Here is a 15944-nt window from a genome sequence, read left to right on the forward strand (position 1 = left end):
TTGCTGTGGCCATGATGAGTGACCTGGAGATCGCCCAGGAGGCGACACTGCGGCCGCCCACCGAGATCGCGGAGGTCATGGGCCTGCCAACCGACCTGTTGGAGCCCTACGGCGACTCCCTGGCCAAGATCAAGCTGCGCGCCATCGATGAGCTGGCCGACGTCCCGAGGGCCAAGTACGTCGTGGTGAGCGCGATCACGCCGACCCCGCTCGGCGAGGGCAAGACCACGACGACGGTCGGTCTCGGGCAGGCCATGACCCACATCGGGAGACGGGCCACGATCACGCTGCGCCAACCGTCCATGGGGCCGACCTTCGGCATCAAGGGCGGGGCGGCAGGTGGCGGCTACAGCCAGGTCATCCCGATGGAGCTGCTCAATCTGCACCTCACCGGGGACTTCCACGCGGTCACTGCCGCGCACAACCTGCTGGCGGCGATGCTTGACAACCACCTCTTCCGAGGCAACGAGTCCGGGCTCGACCTGGACAACATCACCTGGCGTCGGGTGCTCGACGTCAACGACCGGGCCCTCCGCAACATCGTGGTCGGCCTCGGCGGGAAGATGGACGGGGTCACCCGCCAGACCGGCTTCGACATCACGGCGGCCAGCGAGGTCATGGCGGTCCTCTCCCTGGCCTCCGACCTGGGCGATCTGAAGCAGCGGCTGGCCCGTCTCGTGGTCGGCTACACCCCCGACGGCGAACCGGTGACCGCCGACGATCTCCAGGCCGCCGGCGCGATGGCGGCGATCATGCGCGATGCCGTCAAGCCGAACCTGCTGCAGACGCTGGAGGGCACCCCGGTCCTGGTCCACGCCGGTCCGTTCGGCAACATCGCCACCGGCAACTCATCGGTCATCGCCGACCGGATCGGGCAGCACACCGGCGACTTCCTGATCACCGAGGCTGGCTTCGGTGCCGACATGGGGGCCGAGCGGTTCTTCAACATCAAGTGTCGGCAGTCCGGGATGGTGCCCGATGCCGCGGTGCTCGTGGCAACCGTCCGCGCCCTGAAGGCCCACAGCGGCAACCATCACATCGTCGCCGGCCGTCCACTCCCCGACGACCTGCTGGCCGAGAATCCGGATGAGGTCTTCCAGGGAGGGGCGAACCTGCGCAAGCAGATCGACAACGTCCGCCTGCACGGCGTCTCGCCGGTCGTGTGCATCAACGCCTTCCCGACCGACCACGAGTCGGAGTGGGACGCAATCCGGCAGATCGCTGAGGAGGCGGGCGCCCGCGTGGCTCTCTCCCACCACTTCACCAACGGCGGAAAGGGAGCCACCGACCTGGCGGAGGCGGTCGCCGAGGCGGCCGAGGAGCCGTCCGACTTCACCCTGCTCTACCCGGACGACGCCCCACTGCGCGACAAGATCGAGGCCGTGGCGACCAGGGTGTACGGCGCCGAGGGGGTGGACTACTCCGCGAAGGCGGCGAAGGCGCTGGACACCTACGAGGCCAACGGCTTCGGCCACCTCCCCGTCTGCATCGCCAAGACCCACCTGTCGATCTCGTCGGACCCAACCCTGCTCGGCGCTCCGACGGGCTGGCGCCTGCCGGTGACCGAGGTGCGCGCCTCGGTCGGGGCCGGGTTCATCTACCCGCTCTGCGGCGACATGCGGACGATGCCCGGTCTTGGCTCCTCGCCGGCGGCGTTCCGCGTGGACGTGGACGACGACGGCACCATCTCGGGGCTGTCCTGAGCGGCCACGGCGGGCCCGCCTCGACGACAATGACCTGGGCCCCGGCACGGACGCTGAGGTGGCAGGCACAGACGGCCGTACACGGGGCGCCGTCCAGACGGACCTTGCCCGCGTAGGACGAGAAGCGCGAGATCCCCCGCGGTCTGCGGGTGGACATCTCCGACCGGATCTGACTCGACAGGTCCCAGCCCGGCCGCTTGACGCGCGTCTGGCCGTTTGATCTGGTGGAGCCGTGGCCGTCGTCGGGAACCTGCTGGCTGGTATCGGGTTCGTCTGGCTCCTCGTGGTCGTGCACGAGTACGGCCACGTGTTCGCCGGGCGCAGCCTCGGCGTGCCTGCCGATCACATTCGCGTCGAACTGTCCAGCCCACCGGCGCACGTCGCTCTCCGGGACGGTGACACCTGGCTATCACCCGACGAACCGGGCTATCAGGCCGCCTTCCAGCGCTTCAACCCGTCCGGTGATGCGGCGTGGCTGTACGTGGCTGCGGGCCTTGGGGCTGAGACGGTGCTCGCTGTGGCCGCAGCCGCCTCCCTCATTGCTGTGGGATTGGACGGAGCATCGACGACGCTGCTGATCGCCTCCTTGCTTCTCGGCGCCGGGTACCTGTTGGTGGACGTGCTGGGGACCGCGCGAGCCGGCCGACCGACCGGTGATCACTCAGCCATGTGGGCGATGCGGCGCCTACCGACCGCCGCGCTTGTCCTCGTGTCCCTCTGCCTGAAGATCATTGGTGTGAGCTGGGCCAGTCAGTAGCTGACGACCTCGAAGGGGCCGGTGCCGGTCTGACGACCCGGTCGCGCTGATCGTCGGGCGTCGGGCCAAGGCCGTCAGCGCTGGACGGTGAACGCGAGGCCCCGATCGCGTCCGAAGCGGTAGATGGCGAAGTCGTCGTCGAAGGTGACGACGGTGTGGAGGCCGAGACGCTCCATCACCGCGAAGGAGGTTCGGTCAGCCAAAGACCACCCTTGATCCGAGAACGCCATGCCCGTCGCCCAGGCATGTTCGCGGTCTGCCGGTGTCACACCTTCGACGTGCGCCGCGCCACGTCGAATGGTGCCGAAGAACTGCTCCGCTACGTGCCAACCCAAGCGGTGGGCGGCCAGGCGCCAGGTCTCCACCAGCACGTGGTCGGTCAGGACGAACCGGCCTCCTTCGGCCAGACGCGCGGTGGCGGCCCTGTGGTTTCGGTCCGCCGAGTCCATCGCGCTGTACCACGCTGACGTGTCGACGAACCGCCGCGTCACTGGCGCGGCGACGTCTTCGCCGACCCGATGGCGTCCGCGAGGTAGTCGTCCTTGTGCACCGCAACGTCGGATCCACCAGAGTCACCAATACCGAACAGCTCAGACACGTCCGGGCGATCCTCCTCGGCATCGTCCGCCAGGTCGGACCGGACCAAGCGCCGCAGGTACTCAGCCAACGAAATCCCGTGCGCGGCAGCCCGTTCTGCAGCACGCAGGTGATCGTCCTCCGAGATCGTGACCTGCATTCGAATACTCATGGTGTTGACACCATACCACCACATACTTTTGGCGGACGGGACTAGATCAGGTCTCGGACCGCCTGGGCGAAGTTGTCGACGTGGTGGCGAGCGACCTCCCGCGCCCGATCCGCCTCGCCGGCACAGATGTGGGCGATCAGCGCACGGTGTTCGTCGACGTGCGACCCGAGGTCCGTCAGCCGATCGGTGAACTGGTACCAGAGCCGAGTCGAGTGGGCGTGGTACCGACTCGCGGTCTCGATCAGGAAGTGGTTGTGCGTCGCCTCGTAGATGTGGCGGTGGATGGCGGTGTCCTTGCGCATCTGCTCGGCCGGGTCACCCCCGGGCCGGACGTCCCCCTCCTGTGGCGACAGTGCCCGCAGCGCCTCGCGGTCCGACTCGGTCGCCGAGTAGGCCGCCAGCCCGGCCGCCAGCGCCTCGATCTCCCGCCGCAGGTCGGTCAACAGCGGTAGGTCCGCCAGGTTTATCTCAGCCGCGAACGTCCCGCGGCGCGGATACTTCTGGACCAGCCGCTCCTCGGTCAGACGGTTCACCGCCTCGCGCAGCGGGGTCCGGCCGACCCCCAGTCGCTCCATCAGGACCGCCTCGGAGATGGGCTCACCAGGGCGTATCTCAAGGGTCACGAGCATGTCGCGCAGCGCCTCGTACGCCGCATGCGCCTGCGACGGTGGCGGCTCCGCAGTGGACAGCAGATCAGGTGTTGCCGACATGAGGGTCCGCAGTCTAGCATGACTGGTATATCAGTTGTCGATCAGTCATCGACCAGTCGAACATCAGGAGGACCGCCGTGTCCCAGCAAGAGCTCCCCACCCAAGCCCAGTGCGTCGTCATCGGAGCCGGCATCGTCGGCAACTGCTTGGTCGGCCATCTCTCCGACATGGGCTGGACCGACATCGTCCAGCTCGACAAGGGACCGCTGCCCAACCCCGGTGGCTCGACCGGACACGCCTCCAACTTCATCTTCCCGGTGGACCACAACAAGGAGATGGCCTTCCTGACGCTCGAGAGCCAGCGGCAGTACGAGGAGATGGGCGTCAACACCACCTGCGGGGGTATCGAGGTGGCTCGGTCCGAGGAGCGCATGGAGGAGCTCCGACGGCGGATGACGTCGGCCAAGACCTACGGGATCGACGCGGAACTGCTGACGCCGCAGCAGGTCCAAGAGCTGGTCCCATTCGTGGAGGACGACGTGATCCTGGGCGGCTTCCACACGCCGTCGGTGTCGGTCGTCGACTCACTCCGGGCCGGCACCCTGATGCGTGAGAAGGCCCAGGATGCCGGCCACCTGCAAGTCTTTGCCAACACCGAGGTGCTGGACCTGGAGACCACACCCACGGACTTCGGCCGTCCGCGGATCACCGCGGTGGTGACCGACCGCGGCCGGATCGAGGCCGAGACCGTCGTGGTCGCCTGCGGCGTCTGGTCGCCGCGGATCGCCGAGATGGCGGGCGCAACCATCCCCCTCACCCCGGCCGTCCACCAGATGGCCGACGTCGGGCCGATCGACATCCTGCAACAGACCGGCAACGAGATCGGCTACCCGATCATCCGGGACATGGACACCTTCATGTACGAGCGGCAGTCCGCCGGCTCCATGGAGGTCGGCTCCTACGCCCACCGCCCGATCTTCCACCGGCCGGACGAGATCCCCTCCAACGAGGAGGCGGCTCTCTCCCCCACCGAGATGCCCTTCACCGACGAGGACTTCGACGCCCAACTGGAGGATGCCCTGGAGATCATGGGCGGGATCCTCGAGGAGGCCGAGATCCGCTACGCCATCAACGGACTCCTGTCCCTGACCCCGGATGCCATGCCGGTCCTCGGCCCCACCACCGAGGTCGACGGCCTCTGGTCGGCAGCCGCGGTCTGGATCAAGGAGGGCCCGGGCATCGCCCAGCTGATCGCGGAGTGGATGACCCACGGCTACCCCCACATGTGCGACCCGCACGGCTCGGACATCGCGCGGCTGTACCCGCAGGAGCGGTCCGTCCACCACATCGAGGCGCGGTGCGCCGAGCACTTCAACAAGACCTACGGCATCGTCCACCCGCGGGAGCAGTGGGCCTCCGAGCGAGGCATCAAGCGGTCGCCCTTCCACGCCCGCACCGAGGCCCTGGGGGCGGAGTACTACGGGGCCCGCGTGTGGGAGCGGCCCCAGTGGTACACCTCGAACAGCGATCTGGTCGAGCGCTACGACGTGGCGGACCGCGACCATGAGTGGGACCGCCGCTGGTGGTCGCCGATCATCACCGCCGAACACCTGCACATGCGGGACCACGTCGCGATGGTCGACCTCTCGGCCTTCCAGATCCTCGACTTCACCGGCCCCGGGGTCGTCTCCTACATCGAGAAGATGACGGTCAACAAGTGCGACAAGCCGGTCGGCTCCTCGATCTACACCCCGATCCTCACCCCCGGCGGCGGGTTCCGGTCCGACCTGACGGTCCTCCGCCTGGGCGAGCGCCATTTCCGGGTCGTGACCGGCGTGTTCGACGGCGGCCGTGACGACTTCTGGTTCCGCTCCCACTTGCCGACCGACGGCTCGGTGCAGATGGTCAACAACTCCGACGCGATCTGCACGATCGGGGTCTGGGGGCCGGACGCCGGCGACCTGCTGGCCACGGTCACCGAGACCGACCTGTCCCAGGACGCCTTTCCCTACGCCACCGTGCAGCAGGCGATGATCCAGGGGATCAACGTCACGCTGTTCCGGATCTCCTACGTCGGCGAGAACGGCTGGGAGGTCTACACCGACGCGCCGCAAGGTCTGGCGCTGTGGGACATCCTGGCCGAGGCCGGTGCCGACCTCGACGTCCGACCCGTCGGCATCGGCGTGTACGGCACGACCGGCCGGATCGAGAAGGGCTATCGCCTCATGGGCGCGGAGCTCGAGAGCGAGTACACCCCGGTCGAGGCCGGCCTGGCCCGACGCCTGGTCAAGCAGGCCGACTTCATCGGCAAGGAGGCCTACCTGGCGGCCCGGGAGGAGGAGCCGGCGGCAATCCTGTGCACCCTGACGATGACCGATCACACGGCCGCCGACGGCACCAAGCGGTACCCGACGGGCGGCAACGAGCCAATCCTCACGTTGGACGGCGAACGGATCCTGGACGCGAAGGGCCGGGTCTCACGGGTCACCACCGCCGGCAACGCCCCATCGCTCGGCAGCTACCTGCTGATGGCCTACCTGCCACCCGAGCACGCAGTCGAGGGACGCGAACTGCAGGTCATGTACATGAACGAGCTGTTCCCGGTCGTCGTCACCGTCGCCGGCTCCCGCCCGGCCTTCGACCCCGACAACAAGCGGATGAAGGGGTAGACGGCAATGGCTGAGCTCCGGACCCTGGTCTGCTTGAAGCGGGTGCCGATCCCGGGCGCCAAGATCGCCGTCACCGACGACGGTCAGGCCGTCCAGACCGCTCACCTGGGCTTCACGATGAGCCCCCACGAGGAGTGTGCGGTCGAGGAGGCGGTCCGGCTGCGCGAGGCGCACGGCGGTGAGGCCGTTGCGCTCACCATGGGACCCGCCGAGGCCGAGGAGCAGGTGCGCTACGCCATCTCGCTTGGGATGAGCCAGGGCGTCCTGGTGCCGACCGATGGCACCGACACCGACCCGCAGGCCACCGCTCGCGCCCTGACCGCGGCAATTCGCATGCTCGAGGACCGCGATGGCCCCTTCGACCTGATCCTGTTCGGCAACGAGTCGGCGGACTCAGGTGGCTACCAGGTGGGCGTGCGGGTCGCGCACGCGCTGGACCGGCCCATCGTGAACGGCATCAAGGGTCTGCAACTCGGCGATGGCGAGGTGACGCTGACCCGACCGGCCGGTGACGCCGACGAGGTCTACCGGCTCCCGCTGCCCGCCGCGGTCGGCGTCCGGGAGGGGCTGAACCTGCCCCGGTATCCGACCTTCAAGGGTCGCCTGACCTCCAAGAAGGCTGCGGTGGAGTCTGCCGAACAGCAGCCAGAAGCCGGTGGTCAACGGATGGTCCGGCTGGTCCAGACCGCTGAGCAGGTCACCGAGACCGAGGTCATCGGCACCGGCCCGGAGGCTGCCGACCGGGTCGTGGAGATCCTGGAGGAGTTGGAGGTACTGCGATGATCCTGACCTTCGTCGAGACGGACGGCACCGGCGCTGCGCTGACCGAGCTGTCCCGTCAGGCCGTGACCGCGGCGCGTGTCGTGGCGGCTGAGCATGGCTGGCCGGTCCACGCGCTGCTGATCGAGTCGAGCGGCGTCGAGCGCGCCCCGGTCGCTGACGACCTGAGCCGGCACGGCGCCGAGGTCATCCACATCGCTGGTGCCGACGTGCTGAGCGAGTACGGGCCGGAGCTGTGGGGTGCCACCCTTGCCGACGCGGTGCGGACGTTGGAGCCGACTGCGGTCGTGGCAGCCGCCTCCGACCGCGGGTCGGAGGTGATGGCCCACGCCGCGGCGATCGCCGATGCCCCGCTGGTGGCCAACGTGACGGAGTTCCGCGACACCAGTGGTGACCTGTGGCAGCTGACGCGGGTGCGGTGGGGCGGATCCCTCCTAGAGCACGCGGAGCTATCGGCTCGGGTCCCGATGGTGACCACGGCGCCCCACGCCATCGGCGCGGCCAGCACGGTCGACGATCCGATCGAGGCGAAGGTCGAGCCCCTCGTGGTCCACCTGGACGACCGACTCGTGCGCAGTCGCGTCGTCGACCGGGTTGTCACGGCCGAGGGTGTGACGCTGGCCGAGGCGCCAGTTGTGGTGGGCGGGGGCCGCGGGGTCGGCTCTGCCGAGGGCTTCGCGCCGCTGGAGGAGTTGGCAGAGTTGCTCGGCGGCAAGGTCGGGTGTTCGCGGGTGGTGACCAACAACGGCTGGCGACCACACGCCGACCAGGTCGGGCAGACCGGGACGGCGATCGCACCGAAGATCTACATCGCGTGCGGGATCTCCGGCGCCATCCAGCACTGGGCCGGCGCGAAGGGCGCGTCGCACGTCCTGGCCATCAACACCGATCCCGAGGCCAACATGGTCAGCCGCGCGGACTACGCCGTCATCGCCGACCTGCACGAGGTCGTCCCGGCGATCGTGGCGGCCATCAAGGCGCGCGGCTGAAGTCCGCCTCCGCCAGAGTTGTGGCTGTGAAGCTGTGTTACTGTGTGACACATGGCCAACATCACCGTGAGTGTGCCGGATGCGGTGTATCGCTCGGCACGCATCCGGGCCGCTGAACGCGGGACGTCGGTCAGCGCCATGGTCGCCGAGTTCCTGGCGGGGACGGACGACCGGGATGCCGAGTTCGAGCGATTGCAGGCGCTCCAGGGCGAGGTGATCGCCGAGGTCAGGGCGCAGGGCACCGCGTTCTCGGCTGCAGACCGGCTGTCACGCGAGGATGTCCATCACCGTGCAGTTCGTTGACACCAGCGTCCTCCTGTACGTCATCTCGACCGATCCCGCAGAAGCCACGAAGAGCGCAGCGGCCCGAGAGTTGTTGACCGGCCGGGATCTGGGGCTGTCCACCCAGGTGCTCGGCGAGTTCTACGTGCAGGCCACTCGACCGTCGCGCGCTGACCGCATCTCCCAGGACCAGGCCGTACGGCTGGTCCGGTCGTTCCAACGGTTCGCGGTTCAGCCGATCACTGCGGGGGTGGTCGATGCGGCCATGGAGGCGGTGGCCCGTCATCAGGTTTCCTACTGGGACGCGGCGATCATCGAGGCGGCCCGTGAGTTGGGCTGTGAGACGGTCATCTCGGAGGACCTCAACGCAGGACAGTCGTACTCGGGTGTCACCGTCGTCAACTCGTTCGACGCGGACTGAGGGAGCTCGACGGGCTGGCCGCGCGCCACACCCGGCAACGGGCGGGCGAACGCTCTCCGCGCTGGCCTGGAGTCGGCCACGCCACTGAGATGCTTCACTGGAAACCGATGGCAACCTCGATCGGCTCCGTGCTGCTCGACCACGATCGCCTGGCTGTCGCCGGGGCGCTGGCCGTTCGCCCGATGACCTCGGAGGAGCTGGTGGACGTCTCCCGCCGCGACCGCCGAACCGTGCTGACGTCCCTGGGCCAGCTGCGCGCGGTGGGACTCGTGCACGAGCGGGCGGGCAGGTACGAGCTCGATGTCGGGCGGCTGCAGGAGGGTGCCCGGGAGCAGGCTGAGGCCGAGATACCCATGGACCCGGTGATCGGCTTCGGGATGACCGAGGACGAACGCGAGGTGCTGGAGCACTACTTCAGTGGTCGCACGCTGCTGCGGTTGCCGACACAGCGCAGCAAGCGGGTCATCGTGCTGGCCCGCGTGGCCCTGGAGTTCGACGTCGGCCGGCGCTACCCGGAGTCCGAGGTCAACGCCATGCTCCTCCCCTTCTCAACCGACTGGTCGACCTTGCGCCGCGCTCTGGTCGACGAGGGCTTCCTCGACCGGCAGCCAGCTGCCGGTGGCGCGGAGTACTGGCGCAGCGGCGGCCGCGTCATAGGCCTGCCTGGTGGCTGAACCCGTCTCGTCCGGTGTGCACCGCGGAGGCTCGCCGGCCAGGACTCAGGCGCGACCGCCGATGCGGATGTAGGCGGCGGCATCCCGCACCACCTCACCGATTCCCTCGGCCTGGCCGAAGGCAGGGAACCGGTAGCTGGGCCCGTGAGCATGGACCGCGCCGACCATCACACCGTCCGTGTCTTGGACGGGGGCCGCCACCGAGGAGATGCCCTCGGCGAACTCGTCGTGGATCCAGAGGTAGCCGTCCTCCTCGATCTGCTCCAGGCGTTTGCGGATCTCCTCCGGATCGGTGACCGTGCTCGGCGTGAATGCGCCGAGCGGTCGCTCCAGGTATCGCGACAGCTCCTCCGCCGGCCACGCCGTCATCATGCACAGACCACTCGGACCGACGTGGGCCGGACAGACCGTCCCGGTGTAGTCGCGGATCTGCACCGGTGTCGGGCTCTCGACGTGAGCGATGAAGCGGACGCGATAGCCCTCCAACACCGCGAAGCCCGTTGCCTCCCCGACCGCCATGGTCAGGTTCTTCAGGTGCGGCGTGACCATGCTGACCAGTCGCGCGTCCAGGTCCGTGGCGCGGGCCATCTCGGCGATGGCCGGACCGACACGGTAGTTCCACCCGTCGTCCTCCCGCTCGACGGCCCCCAGCGCCTCGAGTGTCGTGAGGAGGCGTGCCACCGTCGACTTCGGCAGCATGGTCTGGGCGGCGATCGCCGTCAGCGGCATGGCCTCGCCGGACAACACCGACAGGATCGTGAAGGCCCGCTCGACCGACTGGACCAGAGACATGCGACCGACGCTACCTGTTGCGGTCACTCAGATGTCCGAATCAGGAACGGCAGCCTTGCGCGTGCGAATCCACTCCTGCAACTCCTCGTCGACGGCGTCATCGAGCCCTGGGTCGAGGTACTCGCCCAGGCGGGACGTCCACGTCTCGCTGGCCGTGGCGACAGCGTCCTTGGCCCCCTCCTCCGCCCACTGCTCGTAGCTGTCGTGATTGGCCACGGCTGACGACCAGAACGCCGTCTCGAAGTTGGCCAGCGTGTGCGGGTGTCCCAGGAAGTGCTGGCCCGGCGGGTTGGTGGTCAGCGCCTCCATCGCCTGGGCGTTGTCGTCCAGGGACACCCCGTCGGTGTAGGTGCCGGCCATCGAGACCCGGTCGGCGTCGAGGATGTACTTCTCGAAGCCCATGACCAACCCGCCCTCCAACCAGCCGGCGCTGTGGAGCACGAAGTTGACTCCGGCCTGGATGGTGGCCAGGAACGTGATCGCACTCTCGTAGGCAGCCTGGTAGTCGGCCGTCTTGGCCGACGTCAGGTTGCCCCCGCTACGGAACGGCACCCCCAGTCGGCGAGCCAGGGCCGCGTTGACCATCAGCATCAGCTGGGCCTCGGGCGTTCCGAAGGTCGGCGCCCCGGTCTGCATGGACATGGACGAGGCGAACGAGCCGAAGATGACCGGTGCACCCGGCCGCACGATCTGGCAGAACGCCATGCCGGCCATCGCCTCGGCCAGTGACTGGGTGGCCACACCGGCGATGGTCACCGGGGCCATCGCGCCGGCCAGGATAAACGGTGTGATCAGGCAGCCCTGGCCAGCCTCGGCGTAGGCCTTGGCCGAGCCCAGCATGGCGTAGTCCCACGACATCGGGGAGTTGGCGTTGCACAGGCTGACCAGCACGCAGTCAGACTCGAGCCGCTCGGCCCCGAACGCGATCCGAGCCATCTCCACCGTGTCCTCGGCTCGCTCAGGTGCCGTCACCGAGCCCATGAACGGCTTGTCGGCGTACCGCAGGTGGGCGTACACCATGTCGAGGTGCCGCTTGTTGACAGGCAGGTCCGTCGGCTCGCAGAGCGTCCCTCCGCCGTGGTGCAGGGCCGAGGTCATCTGCCCAACCTTCACCAGGTTGGTGAAGTCCGCGAAGGTTGCGTAGCGGCGACCCCCCACCAGATCCCGTACGAATGGGGGTCCGTACGTGGGTGCGAAGACGGTGTGATCTCCGCCGATCTGAACGCTCTTCGTGGGGTTGCGTGCGTGCTGGGTGAAGACGGCGGGTGCCGACGCCGTGATGAGGTCCCGGCACATCCCGCGCGGAAATCGCACTCGACTTCCGTCGACCTCCGCCCCTGCCGCTGCGAAGATCTCGGTCGCCTCAGGGAAGTCGACCACGTCGACCCCGACAGTCTCGAGCAGGATGTCGGCGTTGAGTTCGATCAGCTCCAATCCCTCGGTGGACAGCACCTCCGTGGGCGCCAGCTTGCGGGTCAGGTAGGGAACCGACTCCACGGCCTTGGCCAGGCGTTCCGCCTGTCGCGCAGCCCTGCCGCCCCCACGCCTGCGCCCCGGAGTGCGGCTCGAGGACGTCTCGCGGCTCATCGTCTGCTCCTTGTTCGTCGTCCGCTCGTCCGCGCAGCGGGCGGACCCGTCGTCGGTGCCGGGAGGGCCACGTGCTCGGCCAGGTGGCGGTAGGTGGCGGTGGTGTGCGGGAAGCCCATGGCCGCGACGAAGTGCTCTTGGAACCTCGGCTCGATCGCCGTCTCGACCTTCTCGATGCTGCTGGCCAACTGCTCCCCGCGTCGCCGGGCCGCGACCGACAGCAGGCTCATGAGCGAGCCATGGCCGGCCGCATTGCCGACGGAGGTGACGTGGGCCGGTTCGCAGTCGGGCACCAGTCCGAGGACCAGCGCCCGGAGCGGGTCGATGTGGTTGCCGAACGCGCCAGCCAGATGGACTCGATCGACGGCGTCGACCCCCAGTCGGTCCATCAGCAGTCGGGCCCCGGCGTACAGCGCCGCCTTGGCGAGTTGGATCGCTCGGACATCGTTCTGGGTGATGTCCACGGCCATCTGGCCCCGGCCCGGGTCACCCTCGACCAGCCGGTAGCGCCACGTCCGCTCGTCACGAACCAGCCGGGGGTGGCCGGCGTCGCCGTCACGCGGCTGCAGCCGACCATCAGCGGTGATGACGCCGGCCAGGAACAGCTCTGCCAGGACCTCGATGATCCCCGACCCGCAGATGCCGGTGATGCCGGTCGTCTGGATCGAGGCAGCGAAGCCCGGGTCGTCCGACCAGAGCTCCGAGCCGATGACGCGCAGACGCGGCTCCAGCGTGATCGGGTCGATCCGAACCCGTTCGATGGCACCTCGTGCCGCTCGCTGGCCGCTGCTGATCTGGGCCCCTTCGAACGCCGGACCGGTGGGTGAGGAGGCGGCCAGCAGCCGATCGGCGTTGCCCAGGACCAGTTCGGCGTTGGTGCCGACGTCGACCAACAGCGTCAGCTCGTCGCGCTGGTCCGGCGCGTCAGCCAGCACCATCGCGGTGGCGTCCGCGCCGACGTGGCCGGCGATCAGCGGTGGCAGGTAGACGCGTGCACCCGCATGGGTGCCGAGGCGCAACTCGGCGGCTGGCACGGTGATGGCCTCCGTCGTGGCCAGCGCGAACGGGGCGCTGCCCAGGGGGGTCGGATCGAGCCCGAGGACCAGGTGGTGCATGATCGGGTTGCCGACCAGGCAGACCTCCAGGATGTCGTCGGGGTCGATACCCGCGTCGCGCGACAGGTCCTGCACCAGGTCGGCCAGCGCCCCGCGCACGGCGGCGGTCAGGCGCTCACGTCCGTCGGCGTTCATCATCACATAGGAGACCCGACTCATGAGGTCCTCGCCGTAGGCGATCTGCGGGTTCATCCGGCCGGCTGACGCGAGCACCTCCCCGGATCCCAGATGGCAGAGGTGGCCGGCGACGGTGGTCGAACCGATGTCGAAGGCAGCCCCGTAGACCGCGTCCTTCAAGCCCGGCCACACCGCCACGATCCGGGCTGCACCGTCCTCCCGGCGCAGCGCGACGGTGACGCCGCCCCCGTGCTGTGCGATGGCGGGCCCGAGCTCCGCCAGGGCGGCAAGGTCCACCGTTGCCTCAGCGACACCCCAACTGTGCGCGAGCGCATCCCGAAGTCGCTGCAGATCACCGCGACGGTCCTCCATGGTCGCGGGGGGTATCTCCACGTAGCGCAGGACCACCACCGGGTCGACGTCGACCGGTCGGTCGCCGGCCGCCTTGCGCACGACCTGTCGATGGGCCTGGCTCTCGGGCGGCACAGCGATGACGACGTCGCCCTCCACGATCGCCGCGCAGCCCAGGCGTCGGCCTTCGAGCAAGGGCCGTCGCCCCCGATAGGCGCGTTCGGTGGAGGTGACCGCGCCGAGATGGGACGGGTCGGCCCCGACGCCGGGTTGCTCGCCCAGGCCGATCTGGCAGCGGCCGCACAGCCCCCGGCCCCCGCAGACGCTGTCGAGGTCCACGCCCAGGGCCCGGGCGGCGTCCAGCACCGTGGTCCCCGGAGCCACGCGGCCGCGGCGGCCCGAGGGGCTGAACGTGATCGCGACGGTCGAGTCGCCGCCCGGCTCAGGCGGTGGCACGTCGGCGGCCACCTCGACGTCGGCCCCGGCTCTCGGTCTCGACTGGCCGGTAGGTGCTGATCCAGGTCGCACAGTCCGGGTCGTGGCCGGCCAGCACGTCCGCGGCACGGATGGCACGGACGATCTCGGGTTCCAGGGGATTGGTGATGGCCGAGGTCATGCCGGCGGCGATGGCCATGGCGAGGAACGCGCTGTTGATTCCCGCCCGCTCCGGCAGACCGAAGCTGACGTTGGACGCGCCGCAGGTGGTGTTGACCTTCAACTCGTTGCGAAGCCGCCGCACCAGCTGGAACACCTGCTGGCCTGCCGTCGCCATGGCGCCGATGGGCATGACCAACGGGTCGACGACGATGTCGGAGGCGGGGATGCCGTGGTCGGCCGCCCGGTTGACGATCTTCTGGGCGACGGCGAAGCGAACGTCCGGATCCTCCGAGATGCCGGTCTCGTCGTTCGAGATGGCCACGACGGCGGCGCCGTGCTTGGCGACCAGGGGGAGGACCTGCTCCATCTGCTCGTCTTCGCCGGTGACGGAGTTGACCAAGGCCTTGCCCTCATACGCCTCCAGCCCGGCCTGCAGGGCAGCGACGATCGAGGAGTCGATCGACAGCGGCACGTCCACCAGGGACTGGACCAGCCGGATCGTGTCGGCGAGGATCGCCGGCTCGTCGGCCAACGGGATTCCGGCATTGACGTCCAGAACGGGCGCGCCCGCTGCCACCTGCGCCAGGGCATCCGCCTCGACCCGGCTGAAGTCGCCGTTCTTCATCTCCTCGGCCAGCGCCTTTCGGCCGGTCGGGTTGATGCGTTCGCCGATCATGACGAACGGGCGGTCGAACCCGATGACGGTCTCTCTCGTCGCCGAGCTGATCATGGTGTCGGTCATGCGGTGGGTGATCCCTTCTCATCAGGTGTTGCGCCGCTCATCGTGCGCAGTGTCGTGGCGTCGAAGGCGCCCTCGAGTCGCTCGGCCTCGGCCCGGACCTCTGCGACCAGGTCCGGTCCGCAGGGCCGCGTCCGCCGCTCCCAGGCGTCCAGGTAGTCATCGGTCCCGTCCAGCCCGAGCCGCATGGACAGCACATCGATGGCGCGCTGGAAGCGCAGCGGCAGTTCGAGCTTCTCAATCGCGCGCCCGTGTCGCGCGGTGACCTGAGCCGGAATGCCCCGCCACTCGATCACGGTGAGTTCAGGGCCCCGGGACCGGCGGCTCATGCGGCTGGGAGGGCCGACGGCGCCGACGACGGAGGTCGCTGCCCCAGTGCCACGAGCTGCGGGACCGTCTCGCCGTAGCCGACGTGCTGGTGCTCGAATCGGAGCCCCAATCGCTCGGCAGCCTCGCGTGCCGTGGTCAGCAGCGTCTCCGTGGGTTCCTGTGACAGGTACAGCAGTCGCGTGTAGTTGCCGAAGTAGGCGTCGCGAAGCTCGGGATGCCGGTCGAGCCACAGGCCCTGCCACACCCACCGGTCGAAGAACCGCACCAGGTAGTCGGTCAGGTAGAAGGTGCCCGGCTCCGCGTCGTGCAGTTCCGCGAAGGTGTCCGCCCCGGCGTAGAACTGGTAGCAGTGAGCCCCCGGCAGACGCTCCGCTCCCCATCGGCGTGCGACCCGGTCCACAGCACCGCCCGTGCCGCAGTCGGCGTAGCCGATGAACACGGTGGAGTACGGACCGGCCACGCGCTGCAGCCGCCGTTCCAGGGCTTCGGCGATCTCCCCCGGCCGATTGTGGAGCTCGGCTGGCAGGCACTCCAAGCGCACCGTGTCCAGGCTGTTGGCGGTCATCACGGCGCGCAGCTCGCGTGCCAGGGCGCCACAGGCGATCACCAGGGTGTCGGGCGGTGAGACGGTCCCGCCCATCAG

The 15944-nt window shown here is 69.0% G+C and carries 17 protein-coding genes; 8 read left to right on the plus strand and 9 right to left on the minus strand.

Annotation, left to right across the window (positions count from 1 at the left end; translation table 11 throughout):
• Positions 1-5 precede the first annotated feature (5 nt).
• Both C1746_RS19900 and C1746_RS19905 read left to right on the plus strand, forming a co-directional pair.
• Entirely contained in the window at positions 6-1703 is a 1698-nt protein-coding gene (locus C1746_RS19900) for a formate--tetrahydrofolate ligase (protein ID WP_205712014.1), read from the plus strand.
• Positions 1704-1935: 232 nt separating this feature from the next.
• Positions 1936-2460 carry a hypothetical protein gene (locus C1746_RS19905; RefSeq protein WP_116716505.1) on the plus strand — a complete coding sequence of 175 codons (525 nt, stop codon included), beginning with the start codon at positions 1936-1938 and terminating at the stop codon, positions 2458-2460.
• A gap of 74 nt (positions 2461-2534) precedes the next feature.
• Here the strand turns inward: C1746_RS19905 and C1746_RS19910 are convergent, their stop codons facing one another.
• From C1746_RS19910 to C1746_RS19920, 3 genes are read right to left on the minus strand one after another with little or no spacing between them, the layout of a single operon-like run.
• Entirely contained in the window at positions 2535-2951 is a 417-nt protein-coding gene (locus C1746_RS19910; RefSeq protein WP_116716506.1) for a type II toxin-antitoxin system VapC family toxin, read from the minus strand.
• Positions 2948-3208 carry a type II toxin-antitoxin system HicB family antitoxin gene (locus C1746_RS19915; RefSeq protein WP_162868005.1) on the minus strand — a complete coding sequence of 87 codons (261 nt, stop codon included), beginning with the start codon at positions 3206-3208 and terminating at the stop codon, positions 2948-2950. The genes C1746_RS19910 and C1746_RS19915 overlap by 4 nt, the downstream gene beginning before the upstream one ends.
• 41 nt (positions 3209-3249) lie before the next feature.
• Entirely contained in the window at positions 3250-3918 is a 669-nt protein-coding gene (locus tag C1746_RS19920) for a GntR family transcriptional regulator (RefSeq protein WP_116716508.1), read from the minus strand.
• 77 nt (positions 3919-3995) lie between these two features.
• On the opposite strand from C1746_RS19920, the gene C1746_RS19925 reads away from it, so the two are divergent.
• The 6 genes from C1746_RS19925 (at position 3996) to C1746_RS19950 (ending at position 9673) form a co-directional block, all read left to right on the plus strand.
• On the plus strand, positions 3996-6527 hold the full coding sequence (locus C1746_RS19925; protein ID WP_205712015.1) for a GcvT family protein: 2532 nt from the start codon (positions 3996-3998) through the stop codon (positions 6525-6527).
• A gap of 6 nt (positions 6528-6533) precedes the next feature.
• On the plus strand, positions 6534-7310 hold the full coding sequence (locus tag C1746_RS19930; protein ID WP_116716509.1) for an electron transfer flavoprotein subunit beta/FixA family protein: 777 nt from the start codon (positions 6534-6536) through the stop codon (positions 7308-7310).
• A complete protein-coding gene (locus tag C1746_RS19935) occupies positions 7307-8296 on the plus strand; it encodes an electron transfer flavoprotein subunit alpha/FixB family protein (protein ID WP_116716510.1) in 990 nt (329 codons plus the stop codon). The genes C1746_RS19930 and C1746_RS19935 overlap by 4 nt, the downstream gene beginning before the upstream one ends.
• A gap of 51 nt (positions 8297-8347) precedes the next feature.
• On the plus strand, positions 8348-8599 hold the full coding sequence (locus C1746_RS19940) for a hypothetical protein (RefSeq protein ID WP_116716511.1): 252 nt from the start codon (positions 8348-8350) through the stop codon (positions 8597-8599).
• Positions 8586-8999, plus strand: a complete 414-nt coding sequence (locus tag C1746_RS19945; protein WP_205712016.1) for a PIN domain-containing protein — start codon at positions 8586-8588, stop codon at positions 8997-8999. The genes C1746_RS19940 and C1746_RS19945 overlap by 14 nt, the downstream gene beginning before the upstream one ends.
• A 107-nt stretch (positions 9000-9106) precedes the next feature.
• Positions 9107-9673, plus strand: a complete 567-nt coding sequence (locus C1746_RS19950) for a DUF2087 domain-containing protein (RefSeq protein ID WP_116716513.1) — start codon at positions 9107-9109, stop codon at positions 9671-9673.
• A 45-nt stretch (positions 9674-9718) separates the two neighbouring features.
• On the opposite strand, the gene C1746_RS19955 is transcribed toward C1746_RS19950, so the two are convergent.
• Genes C1746_RS19955 through C1746_RS19980 form a run of 6 tightly spaced genes read right to left on the minus strand, consistent with a single transcriptional unit; the run spans position 9719 to position 15941 of the window.
• Positions 9719-10465: an IclR family transcriptional regulator gene (locus C1746_RS19955; RefSeq protein WP_116716514.1), complete on the minus strand. Its 747-nt coding sequence runs from the start codon at positions 10463-10465 to the stop codon at positions 9719-9721.
• A gap of 27 nt (positions 10466-10492) precedes the next feature.
• Positions 10493-12052: a trimethylamine methyltransferase family protein gene (locus tag C1746_RS19960; RefSeq protein WP_116716515.1), complete on the minus strand. Its 1560-nt coding sequence runs from the start codon at positions 12050-12052 to the stop codon at positions 10493-10495.
• Complete coding sequence (locus tag C1746_RS19965; protein WP_170124924.1) at positions 12049-14091, minus strand: ASKHA domain-containing protein; 2043 nt, start codon at positions 14089-14091, stop codon at positions 12049-12051. Before C1746_RS19965 ends, C1746_RS19960 begins: the two co-directional genes overlap by 4 nt.
• Complete coding sequence (locus C1746_RS19970; protein ID WP_116716516.1) at positions 14078-14974, minus strand: dihydropteroate synthase; 897 nt, start codon at positions 14972-14974, stop codon at positions 14078-14080. Before C1746_RS19970 ends, C1746_RS19965 begins: the two co-directional genes overlap by 14 nt.
• Positions 14971-15300: a virulence factor gene (locus C1746_RS19975; RefSeq protein WP_116716517.1), complete on the minus strand. Its 330-nt coding sequence runs from the start codon at positions 15298-15300 to the stop codon at positions 14971-14973. Before C1746_RS19975 ends, C1746_RS19970 begins: the two co-directional genes overlap by 4 nt.
• Positions 15297-15941, minus strand: coding sequence for a DUF1638 domain-containing protein (locus tag C1746_RS19980; RefSeq protein WP_116716518.1), 645 nt, complete (start codon positions 15939-15941; stop codon positions 15297-15299). Before C1746_RS19980 ends, C1746_RS19975 begins: the two co-directional genes overlap by 4 nt.
• Positions 15942-15944 lie beyond the last annotated feature (3 nt).

It is taken from the genome of Euzebya tangerina, assembly GCF_003074135.1.
GTDB classification, from domain to species: domain Bacteria; phylum Actinomycetota; class Nitriliruptoria; order Euzebyales; family Euzebyaceae; genus Euzebya; species Euzebya tangerina.

What these genes read in the sequence shown, in the direction of transcription:
- C1746_RS19975 (WP_116716517.1), bottom strand. Translation starts at nt 15,300, where the DNA reads ATGAGCCGCCGGTCCCGGGGCCCTGAACTCACCGTGATCGAGTGGCGG.
- C1746_RS19935 (WP_116716510.1), top strand. Translation starts at nt 7,307, where the DNA reads ATGATCCTGACCTTCGTCGAGACGGACGGCACCGGCGCTGCGCTGACC.
- C1746_RS19915 (WP_162868005.1), bottom strand. Translation starts at nt 3,208, where the DNA reads ATGAGTATTCGAATGCAGGTCACGATCTCGGAGGACGATCACCTGCGT.
- C1746_RS19920 (WP_116716508.1), bottom strand. Translation starts at nt 3,918, where the DNA reads ATGTCGGCAACACCTGATCTGCTGTCCACTGCGGAGCCGCCACCGTCG.
- C1746_RS19950 (WP_116716513.1), top strand. Translation starts at nt 9,107, where the DNA reads ATGGCAACCTCGATCGGCTCCGTGCTGCTCGACCACGATCGCCTGGCT.
- C1746_RS19960 (WP_116716515.1), bottom strand. Translation starts at nt 12,052, where the DNA reads ATGAGCCGCGAGACGTCCTCGAGCCGCACTCCGGGGCGCAGGCGTGGG.
- C1746_RS19940 (WP_116716511.1), top strand. Translation starts at nt 8,348, where the DNA reads ATGGCCAACATCACCGTGAGTGTGCCGGATGCGGTGTATCGCTCGGCA.
- C1746_RS19930 (WP_116716509.1), top strand. Translation starts at nt 6,534, where the DNA reads ATGGCTGAGCTCCGGACCCTGGTCTGCTTGAAGCGGGTGCCGATCCCG.
- C1746_RS19970 (WP_116716516.1), bottom strand. Translation starts at nt 14,974, where the DNA reads ATGACCGACACCATGATCAGCTCGGCGACGAGAGAGACCGTCATCGGG.
- C1746_RS19955 (WP_116716514.1), bottom strand. Translation starts at nt 10,465, where the DNA reads ATGTCTCTGGTCCAGTCGGTCGAGCGGGCCTTCACGATCCTGTCGGTG.
- C1746_RS19980 (WP_116716518.1), bottom strand. Translation starts at nt 15,941, where the DNA reads ATGGGCGGGACCGTCTCACCGCCCGACACCCTGGTGATCGCCTGTGGC.